The organism is Altericista sp. CCNU0014 (genome assembly GCF_044923475.1).
Taxonomy (GTDB): domain Bacteria; phylum Cyanobacteriota; class Cyanobacteriia; order Thermosynechococcales; family Thermosynechococcaceae; genus JAAURS01.
Genome location: NZ_CP137338.1, coordinates 2,432,967 through 2,448,311 on the forward strand (window position 1 = coordinate 2,432,967; position 15,345 = coordinate 2,448,311).

The 15,345-nt window shown below is 50.3% G+C and carries 21 protein-coding genes; 13 read left to right on the plus strand and 8 right to left on the minus strand.

The features are described 5' to 3' along the window. Nucleotides 1-206 precede the first annotated feature (206 nt). The gene (locus R6H26_RS11830) at nucleotides 207-1,136 is read left to right on the plus strand and encodes a bifunctional sterol desaturase/short chain dehydrogenase (RefSeq protein WP_404790630.1); all 930 of its coding nucleotides are present in this window, start codon (nucleotides 207-209) and stop codon (nucleotides 1,134-1,136) included. Nucleotides 1,137-1,197: 61 nt separating this feature from the next. On the opposite strand, the gene R6H26_RS11835 is transcribed toward R6H26_RS11830, so the two are convergent. Next, the gene (locus R6H26_RS11835; RefSeq protein WP_404790595.1) at nucleotides 1,198-1,482 is read right to left on the minus strand and encodes a BrnA antitoxin family protein; all 285 of its coding nucleotides are present in this window, start codon (nucleotides 1,480-1,482) and stop codon (nucleotides 1,198-1,200) included. 11 nt (nucleotides 1,483-1,493) lie between these two features. Next, nucleotides 1,494-1,754 (minus strand): BrnT family toxin, encoded by a 261-nt coding sequence (locus R6H26_RS11840; protein ID WP_404790594.1) that lies wholly within the window; start codon nucleotides 1,752-1,754, stop codon nucleotides 1,494-1,496. A 203-nt stretch (nucleotides 1,755-1,957) separates the two neighbouring features. On the opposite strand from R6H26_RS11840, the gene R6H26_RS11845 reads away from it, so the two are divergent. The 5 genes from R6H26_RS11845 to R6H26_RS11865 all read left to right on the plus strand — a co-directional run bounded on the left by R6H26_RS11845 (nucleotide 1,958) and on the right by R6H26_RS11865 (nucleotide 6,829). Further along, entirely contained in the window at nucleotides 1,958-2,338 is a 381-nt protein-coding gene (locus R6H26_RS11845) for a type II toxin-antitoxin system RelE/ParE family toxin (RefSeq protein WP_404790593.1), read from the plus strand. Then, a complete protein-coding gene (locus R6H26_RS11850) occupies nucleotides 2,325-2,639 on the plus strand; it encodes a helix-turn-helix domain-containing protein (RefSeq protein WP_404790592.1) in 315 nt (104 codons plus the stop codon). Before R6H26_RS11845 ends, R6H26_RS11850 begins: the two co-directional genes overlap by 14 nt. A gap of 324 nt (nucleotides 2,640-2,963) precedes the next feature. Then, nucleotides 2,964-4,115: a hypothetical protein gene (locus R6H26_RS11855; protein WP_404790591.1), complete on the plus strand. Its 1,152-nt coding sequence runs from the start codon at nucleotides 2,964-2,966 to the stop codon at nucleotides 4,113-4,115. A 4-nt stretch (nucleotides 4,116-4,119) separates the two neighbouring features. Beyond that, entirely contained in the window at nucleotides 4,120-5,082 is a 963-nt protein-coding gene (locus tag R6H26_RS11860; RefSeq protein WP_404790590.1) for a hypothetical protein, read from the plus strand. Nucleotides 5,083-5,161: 79 nt separating this feature from the next. Continuing rightward, entirely contained in the window at nucleotides 5,162-6,829 is a 1,668-nt protein-coding gene (locus R6H26_RS11865) for an alpha/beta hydrolase (protein ID WP_404790589.1), read from the plus strand. Between the two features lie 377 nt (nucleotides 6,830-7,206). Here the strand turns inward: R6H26_RS11865 and R6H26_RS11870 are convergent, their stop codons facing one another. From R6H26_RS11870 to R6H26_RS11895, 6 genes are all read right to left on the minus strand, one after another. Further along, complete coding sequence (locus tag R6H26_RS11870) at nucleotides 7,207-7,506, minus strand: type II toxin-antitoxin system RelE/ParE family toxin (RefSeq protein WP_404790588.1); 300 nt, start codon at nucleotides 7,504-7,506, stop codon at nucleotides 7,207-7,209. Continuing rightward, nucleotides 7,507-7,785, minus strand: a complete 279-nt coding sequence (locus R6H26_RS11875; RefSeq protein ID WP_404790587.1) for a type II toxin-antitoxin system ParD family antitoxin — start codon at nucleotides 7,783-7,785, stop codon at nucleotides 7,507-7,509. Between the two features lie 207 nt (nucleotides 7,786-7,992). Then, the gene (locus R6H26_RS11880) at nucleotides 7,993-9,141 is read right to left on the minus strand and encodes a phosphoserine transaminase (protein WP_404790586.1); all 1,149 of its coding nucleotides are present in this window, start codon (nucleotides 9,139-9,141) and stop codon (nucleotides 7,993-7,995) included. A 117-nt stretch (nucleotides 9,142-9,258) separates the two neighbouring features. Continuing rightward, nucleotides 9,259-9,702, minus strand: a complete 444-nt coding sequence (locus R6H26_RS11885; protein WP_404790585.1) for a type II toxin-antitoxin system YhaV family toxin — start codon at nucleotides 9,700-9,702, stop codon at nucleotides 9,259-9,261. After that, nucleotides 9,692-10,015, minus strand: a complete 324-nt coding sequence (locus R6H26_RS11890; protein ID WP_404790584.1) for a hypothetical protein — start codon at nucleotides 10,013-10,015, stop codon at nucleotides 9,692-9,694. The genes R6H26_RS11885 and R6H26_RS11890 overlap by 11 nt, the downstream gene beginning before the upstream one ends. A 54-nt stretch (nucleotides 10,016-10,069) precedes the next feature. Continuing rightward, the gene (locus R6H26_RS11895; RefSeq protein WP_404790583.1) at nucleotides 10,070-10,213 is read right to left on the minus strand and encodes a hypothetical protein; all 144 of its coding nucleotides are present in this window, start codon (nucleotides 10,211-10,213) and stop codon (nucleotides 10,070-10,072) included. On the opposite strand from R6H26_RS11895, the gene R6H26_RS11900 reads away from it, so the two are divergent. The 7 genes from R6H26_RS11900 to R6H26_RS11930 all read left to right on the plus strand — a co-directional run bounded on the left by R6H26_RS11900 (nucleotide 10,212) and on the right by R6H26_RS11930 (nucleotide 15,344). Beyond that, a complete protein-coding gene (locus R6H26_RS11900) occupies nucleotides 10,212-11,618 on the plus strand; it encodes an alpha/beta hydrolase (protein ID WP_404790582.1) in 1,407 nt (468 codons plus the stop codon). The genes R6H26_RS11895 and R6H26_RS11900 overlap by 2 nt on opposite strands. Before the next feature lie 425 nt (nucleotides 11,619-12,043). Then, the gene (locus R6H26_RS11905) at nucleotides 12,044-12,562 is read left to right on the plus strand and encodes a phycocyanin subunit beta (RefSeq protein WP_404790581.1); all 519 of its coding nucleotides are present in this window, start codon (nucleotides 12,044-12,046) and stop codon (nucleotides 12,560-12,562) included. Between the two features lie 89 nt (nucleotides 12,563-12,651). Continuing rightward, nucleotides 12,652-13,140, plus strand: coding sequence for a phycocyanin subunit alpha (gene cpcA, locus R6H26_RS11910; RefSeq protein ID WP_404790580.1), 489 nt, complete (start codon nucleotides 12,652-12,654; stop codon nucleotides 13,138-13,140). A gap of 148 nt (nucleotides 13,141-13,288) precedes the next feature. Next, nucleotides 13,289-14,128, plus strand: coding sequence for a HEAT repeat domain-containing protein (locus tag R6H26_RS11915; protein ID WP_404790579.1), 840 nt, complete (start codon nucleotides 13,289-13,291; stop codon nucleotides 14,126-14,128). Nucleotides 14,129-14,220: 92 nt separating this feature from the next. After that, a complete protein-coding gene (locus tag R6H26_RS11920) occupies nucleotides 14,221-14,544 on the plus strand; it encodes a helix-turn-helix domain-containing protein (RefSeq protein ID WP_404790578.1) in 324 nt (107 codons plus the stop codon). 145 nt (nucleotides 14,545-14,689) lie between these two features. Continuing rightward, nucleotides 14,690-15,034, plus strand: a complete 345-nt coding sequence (locus R6H26_RS11925; RefSeq protein WP_404790577.1) for a type II toxin-antitoxin system RelE/ParE family toxin — start codon at nucleotides 14,690-14,692, stop codon at nucleotides 15,032-15,034. Next, nucleotides 15,021-15,344, plus strand: a complete 324-nt coding sequence (locus tag R6H26_RS11930; RefSeq protein ID WP_404790576.1) for an addiction module antidote protein — start codon at nucleotides 15,021-15,023, stop codon at nucleotides 15,342-15,344. Before R6H26_RS11925 ends, R6H26_RS11930 begins: the two co-directional genes overlap by 14 nt. Nucleotide 15,345: the final 1 nt, after the last annotated feature.

The following is a 15,345-nucleotide window of genomic DNA, read 5'->3' on the forward strand; positions in this document are numbered from 1 at the left end:
ATTCGGGATGGCTACCATCTGGCCGGGCATTACTGGCAGCCACTCCAAGGCTTTCATAACCTCCACCACAAGGCGTACCGTCGCGATCTGAGCATGACCAGCTTAGAAGCGTATAAGAAGGCGCAGTGGTCCAACGACGTCCCTGAAGCGATCGCGATGGTGGCCCTCACGGCGGCGATCGCGGGACTCGCCCAAACCTGCGGCCTATGGCTTGGCATGTGGGCGGGCTGTCTCTATTCTTTAGGGTTTCTCATTCCGGCGATCGCCCGGTCCCAAGGATTCTTACTGCAAACCGATCTGACCCACAAGCCGGGGATCTGGTCGAAATTCCGTCGCAGTGGAGCGTCAACCGCACCTATCACTGGCGGCATCACTTCGACCAGGGCAACGCTTACTTTTGCTCGACGGTGCCGCTGGTCGATAAGGTACTCGGTACGTGCCTTTCTCTCAAGGGGAAGGTCGTCGGGGTGACGGGAGCCTCCGGCGCGCTGGGGCAGGCGTTAGTCGAGGAATTATCCGCGCAGGGTGCGAGAGTCGTCGCCATCAGCACGAACGCAGATGTACGATTCAAGTCCGGGGTCGACGTTTTATACTGGCAAATTGGAGGCGAGGCGCAACTGAAAGCGAGCTTGGAAGGTATGGATATTTTGATCCTCAACCACGGCACGAACGTATACGGCGATCGCTCCTACGCCGCCGTGCAAAAATCCTTCGAGGTGAATGCATTCTCGACGCTGAAGCTGGCCGAGCTGTTTTTAGAGACGGTCACGAAATCGTCCCATCGGGCCATCAAGGAATTGTGGGTCAATACCTCCGAAGCCGAGGTCAACCCAGCCTTCAGCCCCCTGTACGAACTCTCGAAACGAACCTTGGGCGACTTAGTGACGCTGCGGCGCTTGGATGCGCCCTGCATTATTCGCAAGCTGGTGCTGGGACCGTTTAAGAGCCAACTCAATCCCTACGGCGTGATGAGCGCCCGCTGGGTGGCCTGGGCGATCGTGGCCCTCGCAAAACGAGATTTTCGCGATGTGATTGTAACCATTAATCCCATTACCTATATCGCGTTTCCCCTCAAGGAGTTGTATCAGTCCCTTTACTTTAAATTATGTACGAGGAAGAGTAAGCATCAGGTTTGAGCGCGCTTCCTACGCAAGCCTCGATCTTGTCAAAAGTCCAAAAGAACCAGAGCGACAATGCTTAAGATTTATTCTGTGCAACATATTCGCGCAAAGCGCGGTTGATGCTGGTTTGATACCCCTCATCTTGCGGGTGATGCGTCTTGAACCAGTCGATCAGATCGGCGTCGAGCCTTAGCGTAATCTGCTGCTTGATTGGACGATAGAATAGCCCGCGCTTAGCTTTGCTCCAGTCTCCGGTGGCCTCTGGGATAAGATCGGTGCGGGGCGGCTTCTTCGACGCGGCCAGCGCATCAATTTCCGCCTGTATCTCCGGTGGCACTGAATTAGAACGCGCCTTCTTCATAAGCCCTCCTTTCATAAGATGTTGCTTCGCGAGCACTGAATAATTCGCCCTGTTTCTTCACCCGTCAACGGATCGGGTTCCACCCATGTATGCACGACAAAAACGGTCATTTGCCCAATCAACCCTATAGTCTGCCAGCGCTCTTCGTGCGGATATGGATCGGGTCGGCTGACCGCCAAAGGATCGGCAAAAACGTATTGCGCGGCTTCAAAACTCAATCCGTGATCGCGCTTGTTTGTGCGATTCTTTTCGTCATTCCATTCCCAATGCAATTATAGACTCCTCACGCTCAATTGTAGCTACAAATATGTAGCTATATCCGTCGCATGTCAAGGATTTTATTAGCCTACTGCCACAGCTTTTCAAGCCGTCATACGAGACGCTAATAGGCGATGAGGCATTCTCTCTTGGTCGTCACCCTATAAGATCGCTAAATATATCACTAAGTGCTATATTTAGTTTGAGAAACGATGGCATGAAAATACACAAAACACGATGGTTCGTCCGCTGGGCGCGGAAACAGGGACTCAATGACTCTTCTCTTTGCGACGCGGTACGCGAGATGTCTGAGGGGCTTTATGAAGCCGATCTAGGCGGTGGTCTGATCAAAAAACGGATTGCGCGGCCTGGGCAAGGCAAAAGGGGCAGCTTCCGCACACTGATTGCGACCAACAAGGGAAACCGCTGGGTTTTCGTGTACGGTTTCTCCAAGAACGAGCGTAGCAACATTGATAAAGACGAAGAAGAAGCGTTAAAGAAATTGGCTTCGGAGCTTCTGGCTCTCACTTCAGAAGCGATTGAGCAAGCTAAACGTGCTGGCGAATTGATGGAGGTAAATTGCGATGAGAAAGACTAAATCACCGATTCTTGAGGCTGTCCACGAAACCGCCGCAGGACTCCATAAGGCTGGCGTGATGGATCGGGTCACGATGCGCGAGTTCGACCGGATGTGTTTGCCTCCGGTACCACCACTGAAGCCGGAACAAATCAAGCAGATCCGCGAAGCCTCGAAGGTGAGTCAAGCGGTTTTTGCGGCTGTGTTAAATACGAGCGTATCAACGGTGCAGAAGTGGGAAATTGGTCAGAAGCGCCCCGCAGGCACGGCTCTCAAACTCCTACACCTCGTGCAGAAACAAGGGCTGGAAAGTATGCTTTGAAAGCATCAAATCACTGGATTCTAAGCGTCGCTCCACCTCATGCACCGTCAAGTGTTTGCGATCGCCTATCGTTTTGTCGAGAATTTGCCCCACGAAATATCCCTGAAACGCTTACCCTACCCCAAACCCTCTCAACAAAAGGGTTCATTAAGTCGAGAGTGTCGCAGCAAACTAGGAATTGATGTAAAATTTGCGGCTTTTGGGAAAGATATAAACGACACACCCTCACAGAATATTTTCAGAGAAGCCCCGTCTAAGTATAAGAAACGTCTTGAATAGGTCTGGAGTAAAAATTAACAGGGTATGCGTGAGTTTTTGAAGAATATGACTGATGGTCTGATTCCTGCAGTTACCCAGAATGTGTCAACAGCAGCTCAAACTGTCATTGATGGTGCTAAGACAATGCTGACACCAGCTGCAGGTGTGATTAGACTTGATGGTGAAATCAATCAGAATCCTCAAGCCTTCGGTTTTGCATTTGAGCATCTTCAGGCGATCGCCTACAACATCAAGGCAGGACTCGCGGGAAGCGAAAATCGTGCCTGGCAGATTCCCCCTGATGGCACGAAGTCTGGTGCTGATATCTATGTGACAGATGCAGTGGGTCGAACCATTGCCGAGATTCAGGCAAAGGTGGGCAGTATCGATTATGTTTCCAAACAGGTAGCCTCTAGCCACTACCAGGGTCAACAGATTGTGGTGGATGCTGCTAATAAGGGTATTGATGGTGCCAATGTGGTGATCAATGTTGATGGCATTCAGAGTATGCCCATCGACAGAGCCACAGCAGAATGGGTAGCCCAGAATCCTTTCGAAGCAGCAATCCTTCTGGAAACAGCGGCATTTGGTGGCGAGGTGCTTGCAGGTGGAGGTTCCGGTGCAGTCATCAATGCCACCATTACCGTCATGCTACAAAGCATCAAGCTTATTGGTGCCTACTGTCGAAACGAGGAAACGATTTCAGCAGAGCTTCTGCAGGAATTTCAGTCTGCAACTTTGGAAGCATTAAGCAGTGGATTTCTGCGCGGTGCGGCTATTAAGATTCTCCAGCGCCTAACTGGCGGTAGTGGATTTGCTGCCCTGGGTCTGGCAGTCGGGGCAGAAGCTGTGCCAGCTCTGATACGGGTTCTCCAGGGAGAGCAGAGTCTAGAGGAAGCGGTAGCCCAAGTGGGGCCGCGTGCTGTGACAGCAGGGATGGTGACGATGGTAGTTCTGCTGATTCCACCCCTAGGTGCAGTTCTCTTCAGTGCCTCGATTTTGCAGGCAATCTGGGTTGAACTCACACCCGAATATAAGGACTACATCGTGCGGTCAGTAAAAGCAGCGGCACGAGGTGCGGTCGTCGGTGTCCAGGCAGGACAAGCGCATTGCAAAACTAACCCCTGGGATCTACTGGGTGCCTCATCTGCGAGTGCAACTGCTTCCTCAGCAGAGATGCAAACATTACAAAATGAACTGGATGCTTTGCTGGAGTAAAATCATGCCAATTTTTCAACCGGGACAGATTGTTAAACATGGTCATGGCCTTGCCGCGCACTATGCCGTTGTGCTAGCTGAGAACCGGACTGTTGGCTGGACAACGGAGTCCAACATTGAAGTAAAGCTCATTGATGGATTTTCCTGGGAAGTGGTCAAGGTAAGGGGGAATGCATTGTCCTTGGAACAGATCAAGGCAAATATTCGGGCATTTAAGGAATCTCTAGCAGGGAACACTCCACCTCGCTACCACCTAACAGAATTCAACTGTGAGCACTGGGCCACACTTATGGTGACTGGGCGTAGCTATTCTACTCAAAGCGGTTCAGTCAAGTTCGGGGTTGCAGAGATCGTCGGCGGAGCGATGGCGATCGGGGGGGCATCTGCAGGAACGGTTGTAAGCATTGCCTCGGCGATAGGAGCAGCCGCGTCTACTGGAACTGCAATTGGCTCACTGAGCGGAGCAGCAGCAACCAACGCTGCAATGGCATGGCTAGGAGGTGGCGCAGTTGCGGCTGGAGGAGGTGGTATGGCAACAGGCAGTGCCATCCTGGCAACAGTTTCTACGGGTGGGATGGTAATTGCCGTGGCTGGGGTTGGGATTATTACAAAGCAGGTTTGGGACAATCTGGATGAAGCAAAGCGTCAAGAAATTATTGAAACTGTAGATCGAGCAACGCCCGATCAGATCAAAGTTTTTACCAGTTCCACCAGTGAAGCACTTCAACAGTTTGTTGCCGAGAGTGCGGGGTGGCTAGGCGAACAGTCATCTCAACTAGCTCAGTCAGTTCAAGCAGCAATGCCTCACGAGTTTAAGAAGCAAATCCATCAATGGATGGGGAGTGGACAAGCCGCAATGGCGATTTCGGGCGAAATGACAGGGCAGATTCTAGAGGTCACTCAGGAAAAAGCTCGAGAACTTTTCCAAGGGGCTACCCAAAGATTCGGGCGTTGGTTTACAGATTGATATTACTTCACGATCAGACACCTATATAAATAATTATTTACTAAAACTAAACGTTCTCAAAATCGAGAGTATTTCCAAAATGGCATCTAAAAATATTTATATAACAAAACGCATTAAATTTATCCCCATAAAAATTTCAGTTTCATTGTCTGACTTGAGAAGCCTATCCAACACTCGAAAAGCAAGCGAATTTTTACTACAGACTTTAGAAAAACTTGGACAAATAGACACAGAATTTTTAGCAAATGTCCTAGGATCAGAGATCGCTCTCAAACCTGGCATAACTAACCAAACACTTCGTTCAACTATCGGCAAACAGATTGTAATTTTATTAGAAAATATTATTCACAGCAACAATCCCAATACTTCAACTCATTCAATTATATGCGATGGAGTAGAAAAAGCATTGGCAGACGATGGTCAAATAAGTCTAATAGAACTTCTAGAAAAGATGGAAGATGAAGTTACTTTAGATTTTGACAGACTTAGTGACTTGACAGAAGCTCTTTCCAAAGACAATATTGAAGATTTATTAGCTCATGTTTCTGACATAAAACCTAGCAATGACAACGTACGCGACTATATACTGTGGATCTTTATCAATAGCAGCAACTTACCAAAAACTTCGAAAATAGATTTATTAAATCATATAGAATTAGATATTTCCCAAGAATTCAATAAAACTGACACAACAAATTTAGATAGTATTATCGAAAGTTTAGACTCAAAGAACTCTCAAGATATTTTAGAAGAATGCGACGTTCTTTTTCATGAATATTCAGTTGTAAGCCTTAAAAACCAGGAGATTTTAGGATCTCTTTTTCGTAGGTGTGTTGAACTCACTATCGATGAAGTTGGAGGTATTCTCAATCGAGATTTTAACGCGACTGTTCGCTCAATAAGATTTAGTTCAAATGGGTCTTTCATTGCCGTAGGCAGTGATGACAATACACTTCAAATCTGGAAAACATATGATGCTGGGAAAAACTACATTCAGCGCTTTAAATTTAAAGCGCATGATGCTGAAATACGTGCTGTTGATTTTAGTCCAGCAGGTCATCTTATTGCAAGCGCAGGTGAGGATACATTTATTAAAATTTGGAACCCAAAAACAGGCACATTAGTAAAAGAAATTACCCGTATTCAAAAACATGGCATATTCAGTTTGGTATTTATAGATAACGACACTTTAGCTTGTGGGAGTTGGGATCAAAGCATATTATTTTTGAATATCTCAAGCGGTGCAATGATACGGACTTTGAACGAACATCAAGGTTCCGTATGGTCAATGGATATTCATCCTTTCAATCCAATTCTAGCAAGTGCTTCTGATGATAAAACAATTAGACTTTGGGATATAGAAACTGGCAAAAATACCAAGATTATTAATGGTCATAAAAGTGGAATATTTACCGTTAAGTTTAGTCCTGATGGGAAAATTTTAGCCACTGGAGGTTGGGATCAATCTATTTTTATTTGGCGCGTCGAAGACGGAGAATGCCTTGCTTGCTTAACACATCACAAAGCTGCTATTTGGCAAGTTAAATTTACCCCAGATGGAAAGTATCTGATTAGTGGGGCAGATGATCAAACAATAATCGTATGGAATTTGAAGAATTTTGAGCCTCAACTTACATTTCAAGGTCATAAAAATGGCGTTTATAGCCTTGATATATCGCCTATTGAGTCCTTATTAGTAAGCGGCAGTTGGGATAAAACAATGCGGTTATGGAGGCTAAAACTCTAGATTATCAATATTGTTTTGAATACTATAGCAGTCCTAGAAGAGTCGTAAAATCTAAAAGAATTTTAAAGCCTTACAAGTATTGATATGAATGAGCTTAAGATTTAATCAACCATCTTAAACAGATACTCCCTGAAAACCTTAACTCACAACCTTTTTAGCCTTAGCAGCCATTTTTTGTCCGTTGCTAAAACTAAGCCTCCTTGTAGTTATCTCCAGGTTCTCATTGTTCTGAACAAAGGTAGCTCACCGACCAAAGCCTCCTATTCGTGGTGATCGCTGCTGCTGCACCTGCGCTTGTCTAAGATGTTCCCGTAATCTACAAAGATTGGTCATCGCTCCAACCCTGGGCGATCGCCTAGTTGGCACTGGAATAGATGTTAATCGTCAGGGTGAAAGATCGCCTCTAAGTCACGCCCACCATGCAGCACCCGAACAACCTCAATGCCGCTGGGTATAACGCAATAGAAAATTACATAACGACCCAGCGGAAAGCTCCTCATATTTGCCGCCAGTTCATTACGCACACGCCCAATATTGGGCTGCTCTGCCAGAAGACGCAGTTTTCGATCTATCGTGTCAATGAAAGCATCAGCCTGGGCTTCACTGTCATCGGCAATATAATCCCAAATTTCAGCAAGATCGGCCTTTGCACGAGCAAGTTTGACAATCAAAGGCATTTACGCACCTGTAACACTACCGCTCAGCCGTCCAGCTCTGCGTTTGCGTCCTTCTTGCTTAATCTCATCCGCATTCCACGGCGTCGGATCGCCGCTTTCGATCCCATCGCGGATATCTTGTCTTAACTGTTCGAGCTTGATTGCTTGCAAACGGTCTTGCGCCTCCATCAGCCGCAAGGCTTCGCGCACAACCTCGCTAGCGCTGTTGTAAAGACCGCCCGCTACTTTTTGGCGCACCATGTCTTCCAATTGCGGGGTCAGATTGATATTGAGCGTCATAGGATGCCCCTATTGCGAACTACGTCTATTCATAACGAAATTGTCAATAATTGTCAATGATTGCCAATTCCAGAAAAATTAGACATCCACCCTACCGCCACAGCTTCTCAAATCTCGCTGGATTGCTAGCGGTAGGGAGATCGCCTAGTGTCCCCAAAACTTCTGACTTAGCAGGGCTTCTACTTCAGGCGATCGCCTTCCCTATCCCTAACCTTTGACCTCGTGGTAAGCCCAATCCAACCAAGGCAGCAAAGCTTCGATATCCTCTAGCTCGACCGTCGCACCGCCCCAAATCCGAAGACCCGATGGCGCATCCCGATAAGAGGCAATATCGTAGGCAACCTGTTCTGTTTCGAGCAGTCCCACCATTTTTTTAATGACCTTAGCCTGTTCCTCTACGGTTAACGCCACAAACCAAGGATCCACCACCTTGAGACACACGGAAGTATTGGAGCGGGTCATCGGCTCGACGGCCAGAAAGTCCACCCAATCCGTCCGATCGGCCCAATCTTCGATCGCCTTAAGATTAGAGCGCGATCGCCCCAGCAGCGCCGACAACCCGCCAATGGATTCGGCCCATTTGAGCCCATCTAAGGCATCTTCGACGCAGAGCATGGAGGGGGTGTTGATGGTATCGCCTTCAAAAATGGCTTTGTCAACCTTGCCGCCTTTGGTAATGCGGAAGATTTTAGGCAGGGGCCATGCGGGGGTATAGCGCTCCAGCCGCTCCACGGCGCGGGGGCTTAACACCAGCATCCCGTGGGCCGCTTCGCCGCCCATCACTTTCTGCCAAGACCAGGTGACCACATCCAGTTTGGACCAGGGCATCTCCATGGCAAACACTGCCGAGGTGGCATCGGCGATGGTCAACCCCTGGCGCTCATCCGGTATCCAGTCGGCATTGGGGACCTTGACGCCGGAAGTGGTGCCGTTCCAGGTGAAGACCACATCGCGATCGCAGTCCACTTGCCCAAAGTCGGGCAAAACGCCGTAGTCGGCCTTGAAGGTACGGCAGTCGCTGAGTTTGAGCTGTTTCTGCACGTCCGTGACCCAGCTCGAACCAAAGCTTTCCCAGGCCACCATATCCACGCCGCGCTCTCCCAACAAGGACCACAGGGCCAGTTCGACGGCACCCGTATCGGAGGCGGGCACGATGCCGCACAGGTAGGAGTCGGGAATGCCCAAGATGGCTTTGGAGCGGGTGATGACTTCTTTGAGGCGATCGCGGCCCGCACGCGAACGATGGGAGCGACCGAGGAGCGCGTTGCTGAGGACCTCGACGCTCCAGCCCGGTCGTTTGGCACAGGGACCGGAGGAGAAGTTCGGACTTGAGGGACGTTGGGTAGGCTTCGCCATAACAAGATTTAATCGGATTAAAAATTTAGAACAATGCAGCAGGAAAACGACGCATAGGCTGTCATTACTGTAGCGGGTTCTTGAGGGCTTATTTGCATGGAGCCATACCCAAAGCGCTTAATCGTCTGCGCTCAGCAACAGCAGCTCATCCAATGTTTCTGGAAAATCGCCTCGGTTGACCATGCGGCTAAAGGCAGCGTAGCAATCCTTTTTATCGCCCTCTTTACGCGGATATCCCAGCCAGAGAATAAAAATCGCATTCTGCTCTGGCGTCTTCAGCACCCGAAAAAACAGGCGATACCGTTCTGGCAAGCCCATTTTCTTAACGCGACCGTACTTTTTGAGCGATCCGGTGAGCGCAAAATGTGAGGCATAAGGATCGAGCGGGATTTTCTCTTTGATCGCCGTCATGATGGCGGCATAAAGCTTGACCGATGGATGCCTGAGATAATTCTCCGGCGTTAGGCTGCGCTTGAGCTGGCGCACTTCTGCCTGCAAATCTCGGCGCTGTTGCCCAAAAAGGCGTTTTACAAAGTAGATCCGCCAACCGTTAACGAGCATCAAGCTCGACCCCAGCGATCAGCTCGTCGTCTTCAGCAGCCATCGCTTCGGTATAGACTTCAATCTCTGAAGGATTCGCTAACGACTGCCGCATCAAAAAATCCAAGAAAAGACTCAACATTAACTCGTCTTCATCTTGTTCTTGCTGCGGTTGGGTCGCTCTGCGGATCAAGAGGGTGTCGGCGTCAATCACCTGAACGGTACCCCCGACTTCGGCAAACTGAGGGTTTTCCTTAAAAAAGCTACCGCTCAGACGATACCCTGAAGAGTTTCCAATCTTCGCCCAAGACGCTTTATAGGTTTTGCGAGCCATGGCACTGACAGACAATGGAATAATCGATGGTTATAACATTCAGTTATAACATTTCTACCCTTTAAGCCAATCGGAATCGGCGATCGCCGCTCCTTGGAGCCAACGGGTTAGGTAGAATTGTCGGTTTGTCAGCAGGGGAGAGGAGGTATCGATCTTGAGCAAGCGAGCTTTTGGATTCGTTTTAGCCTTTGCGCTCATGGCGATCGCCTGGTTCGGGCTAGCCAATCTCAGCGCAGGGTTAGAGGTGCGCGCTATTCCTCACAACAGCGTACCGATGCTGTTTATGACCTCGAAGGGAGCCAAACCTCAACCCGGCATTGTCGTGGCCCATGGCATTGCAGGGTCTAAACAACTCATGCTGGGGTATGGGTATACATTGGCCCACAACGGCTATAGCGTCTTACTGCTCGATTTTCACGGTCATGGGGCAAATACAGCACCACTAGACCAAGATCGTCTTCAGCAAGATCTCAATACGGCCTTAACCGCACTCAAGGCGCAACCCGAAGTCGATCCCAATCGGATTGGGTTACTAGGTCACTCCATGGGCAGCGGCGCAGTCATGACCGCTGGAGCGGAGGAAGGATCGTCAATAGCGGCAGTCGTCGCGGTCTCCCCAATCCATGCGCCGCTAACGCCCAGTGCACCGCGCAATCTTCAGCTCCAAGCTGGGGAATGGGAAGGACCGTTTGTGCAGCAATCTGCCCAGCTTTTACAGGATGCAGGCGGGCCAAACGCCAATCTGAAGGAAGGGAAGGGGCGATCGCAGGTCATTATTCCCCATGTCGAACACATTCTGATTCTGTTTAGCGATCGCAGTCATCAAGCTGCTCTCGATTGGTTCGACGCCGCCTTTGAACAAACCTCAACCTCTAGTTTTAGAGATCGACGCATGGTCTGGTACGGACTCCATCTGCTGAGCTGGATCCTGTTATTGAGCGCCCTATCGCCATGGCTGCAACAAGTCCGCTCCCATCTCCCTATCCAGCATCGCCCTGGGCGAAGTTGGGTGGGCCTCGGAATCGCACCTTTGAGTGCTGCCGGAATCATCTTTTTTATCAGCTGGCAAACATCGCTCGCAAGCATTGGAGGGCTACTCGTAGGCGGAGCGCTGGGGCTTTGGATGTTTGTAGCGGGTTTAACTTGGTGCGGCGTACTCTCTCGTTTTCCGCGTCCCTCCCTTAAATCCCTAGGGTTAGGCGTGTTACTGTTTGGCCTACTTTGGCTTGCCTTTGGCGCAATGGCCCAGGAGACTTGGTTGCAGTGGTGGCTCATCCCAGCGCGTCTAAAACTTTGGCCAGTACTAGCCTTTGCTTGCTTTCCTTGGTTCTTAGCTTCAGGCATTCTACAGATCGACGCAACCCGAACCCAGCAGATTCTGGGCTGGCTGGCTCAAAGCGTCGCCCTCGCGGGAGGGCTGAGCATCACGATCGTTCTGGTACCGCAGCTCGGCTTTTTAGCCCTCATCGTTCCCATTATTCCAATTGTGCTGGCCCTCTTGTCCTATACAGGCGCTCGAGTTCGAAATCCCTGGAGCTACGCGATCGCCAGCGCGCTGTTTTTCGGATGGACCATTGCCGCCACCTTTCCGTTATCCGCGTAAACCGGCGCCGATCGCAGGCTTTCCTCGCCCACAAAGCAATCCGCGACTTTTGGATCCGCTCGACCCCATGACTTTTATGACAGGATTATTGCGTTTTGTTAAAAAATGACAGATTTTGACAATTGAAATGGGATTCTCTCCCCCAAAATGTATAAAGTGATTCATAAGGGACGTAACAGCGGTTCGCGCCAATCTGAAACTCCCGCCCCTCAAGACATTGAGGCTTTAACACATAGGTTTAGATTTGTTTGATTCTTTACAGAATTTAACAATTCCTCCGGGGATTCGCGGGTTTTAGATTCCGAGATTCAACACCGTTTTGTTCGTGCCGCTTAGTTCGGGCCGTCAGACATTAATCGTCAGATTAATATTAACGCGTCTGAATTTAGACTCATCATCATCCAAGCCAATAGGAGACTCAAGACATGCTAGACGCATTTGCCAAGGTTGTAGCCCAGGCTGACGCTCGGGGTGAGTACATCAGCGATTCTCAGCTCGACGCTCTGGCTGCAATGGTTGCAGACAGCAACAAGCGCATCGATACCGTCAACCGCATCACGGGCAACTCTTCGACCATCGTTGCGAACGCAGCGCGTTCTTTGTTTGCAGAGCAGCCTCAACTGATTTCGCCTGGCGGCAACGCTTATACCAACCGTCGCATGGCTGCTTGCCTGCGCGATATGGAAATCATTCTGCGCTACGTCACCTACGCCATCTTCACGGGCGATGCCAGCGTATTGGATGACCGCTGCCTCAACGGCCTGCGCGAAACCTACTTGGCGTTGGGCGTACCCGGCGCTTCGGTCGCGACTGGCGTCGGCAAAATGAAGGAAGCGGCGATCGCCATTGCCAACGACAGAGCTGGCATTACCCAAGGGGACTGCAGCGCGCTGATGGCTGAAGTTGCAACCTACTTCGACCGCGCTGCTAGCGCTGTTGGCTAAATGGCCTCCGTTCGTATCTGGTCTCAATTGATGCGAACCTTTGACGAATTAAACCATTTTTGTATACCCACACGGGAGATCGCAATCCAATGAAAACTCCATTAACCGAAGCCGTTTCCGCTGCCGATTCTCAAGGTCGTTTCCTCAGCAGCACCGAACTCCAAGTTGCGTTTGGTCGCTTCCGTCAAGCTGCTCCTAGCCTTCAAGCTGCTAAAGCGCTATCTGCTAAGGCTTCTTCTTTGGCCGAAGGTGCGGCAAACGCGGTTTACCAAAAATTCCCGTACACCACCCAAATGCAAGGCAACAACTATGCTTCTACCCCTACGGGTAAGGCAAAGTGCGCTCGCGACATCGGTTACTACCTGCGCATGATCACCTATTGCTTGGTTGCAGGCGGTACGGGTCCCATGGATGACTACCTCGTCGCTGGTTTGGCTGAAATCAACAGCACCTTCGAACTGTCTCCCAGCTGGTATGTGGAAGCGCTGAAGTATATCAAAGCCAACCACGGTCTTAGCGGCGACTCTGCCACTGAAGCCAATTCCTACATCGACTACGCAATCAATACCCTTAGCTAAGGCTATGGCAATTGTTTAGCGTTAGTCTTTGAACTAATTTAAGAGTGCTGCTCCTTTATATAAGAGCAGCACTCTTTTTTTGCCCGGGAAATCGCCGGGCAGATTTAGACCCTTGATTTTGCAACAGACGGTGCCCTAGGTTGAACGCATGACAACGTTAGATCCATCCGAAGATTTTCAAGACGCGATCGCCCCGACCGATCGGCCCCTCACGACAGAGCAGGCGATCGCCAATCTCAAGGGCACGGACTCCGGCGATCGCTATTATGCAGCTTGGTGGTTGGGCCGTTTTCGCGTTCGGACACAGGAGGCGGTAGATGCGCTGGTGGCAACCCTGCTAGATGAATCCGATCGCACGCCGGAGGGCGGCTATCCGCTCCGACGCAATTCGGCACGGGCGTTGGGCAAGTTGGGGGATGGGCGGGCGGTGCCGGCGTTGATAGAGTGTTTGGCCTGTTCTGATTACTATGTGCGGGAGGCGGCGGCGCAGTCTCTGGGCGCGCTGGGCGATCGCGCTTGCAGTTCGAAACTCATCGCGCTGCTCGATGGCGGGGTGGCGGCAGCGCAGCCGATTCCAAATTGCCCCCATTTGGCCCAACCCTACGATGCGGTGTTGGAAGCGCTGGGGACGTTGGGGGAGAGATCGGCCATCGCCGTTGTGGAACCGTTTCTAGAACATTCCATGGAGTTAGTGCAGTATGCGGCGGCGCGGGCAATGTATCAGTTGACGGGGGATGTCAGCTATGGCGATCGCCTGGTTGCGGCGCTTGGGGGCGATAAGCTTCAGCTCCGACGGGCGGCGTTGGCGGATATTGGGGCGATCGGCTATCTCAAGGCGGCGCAACCCGTAGCCCAAACCTTGGCGGAAAACAGCTTGAAACTGATTTCGCTGAAGGGGATTTTAGAGCATCAGATTGAAGGGACAGAGCCTTTGATGCTGTCTGAGGAGGCGATTCAGGTGATGCAGTTAATGGATGGGCTGCTTTGAGCTGGGCGATCGCGCAGACGACCTGTCCTAACCGCTAAGCTCTGATTACACCCATCCACGATGTCCGTTTCTTGAGTCTTGTAGGCACGATCGTGAGCGATACATCTACCCATGACTATGTTGAAAGCAGCGGCAATGTTTTTGCCGATATGAATCTTGAGGATGCGGATGAACTCTTGACTCGCACTCAGCTTGGCTATTCGGTGCGGCAAATTTTGAAGGAGCGGGGTCTCAAACAGCAGGATATCGCGACTTTACTGGAGATCAAGCAGCCAGAGGTCTCTAATCTGATGCAGGGAAAGTATCATTTATTCTCCGAAGGCAGGCTATTTAGCTTTTTAAGAAAGCTGGATCGAAAGGTCATTATCCAGATTTCTCAGCATCAAGAGGGGAGCCTTTTCAACAGGTTGCGATGAGTACGTAAAGGAAGGGCGATCGCCTCCCTCTTCCCAACTCCCCTTAACTGTGGCGATCGCACGTCTTTGCCCAGTTCATCCTGTTGCGTTCGATGTGTCTGCCTACTATAGTTGGCTATACTAGGCAACGAGGTAAGGACGGACTTTGACTCAGGGCGTAAATCCTAAACAGGTTGTTTTTTACGCGGATGAAGACGGAAATGAACCGTTTCAGGCGTGGATGGACAACCTGCGCGACCAACAAGGCAAACGGCGAATTATTAGCCGTCTATTTCGGGTTCAGCAAGGGAATTACGGAGATGTTAAACCGATAGGCGATGGGCTTTCCGAGTTACGCATATTCTTTGGCCCTGGATATCGAGTGTATTTTGGCGAAGAGGCTGGAAACATGGTCGTTGTTCTTTGCGGTGGCGACAAGGATAGTCAAAGTCGGGATATTGAGGCCGCTAAAGTCTATTGGAAGGAGTATAAAAACCGTGAGAAAGCTTAGAACCCTCGATGAGTTCGCGGAGGGGTATTTTCGCGACCATCCTGACGAGATCGACGATTATCTAACGGAAATTTTTCAAGATTTTGCAGAAGATAACGATACCGGAGCTTTACTGGCGGCATTGCGCGTTATTGCGCGCGTGCGGGGTATCAGCGATATAGCGCAAAGCACGGGTATGACGAGACAAGGGATACAGAAGGCTTTATCTATGGATGGCAATCCACGCCTTGGAAATGTCATTTCTATTATGAAGGCGATGGGCTATTGTCTGGTGCCGCAAAAGCTGCCGTCGGTCGATACGCCTCTTTAAT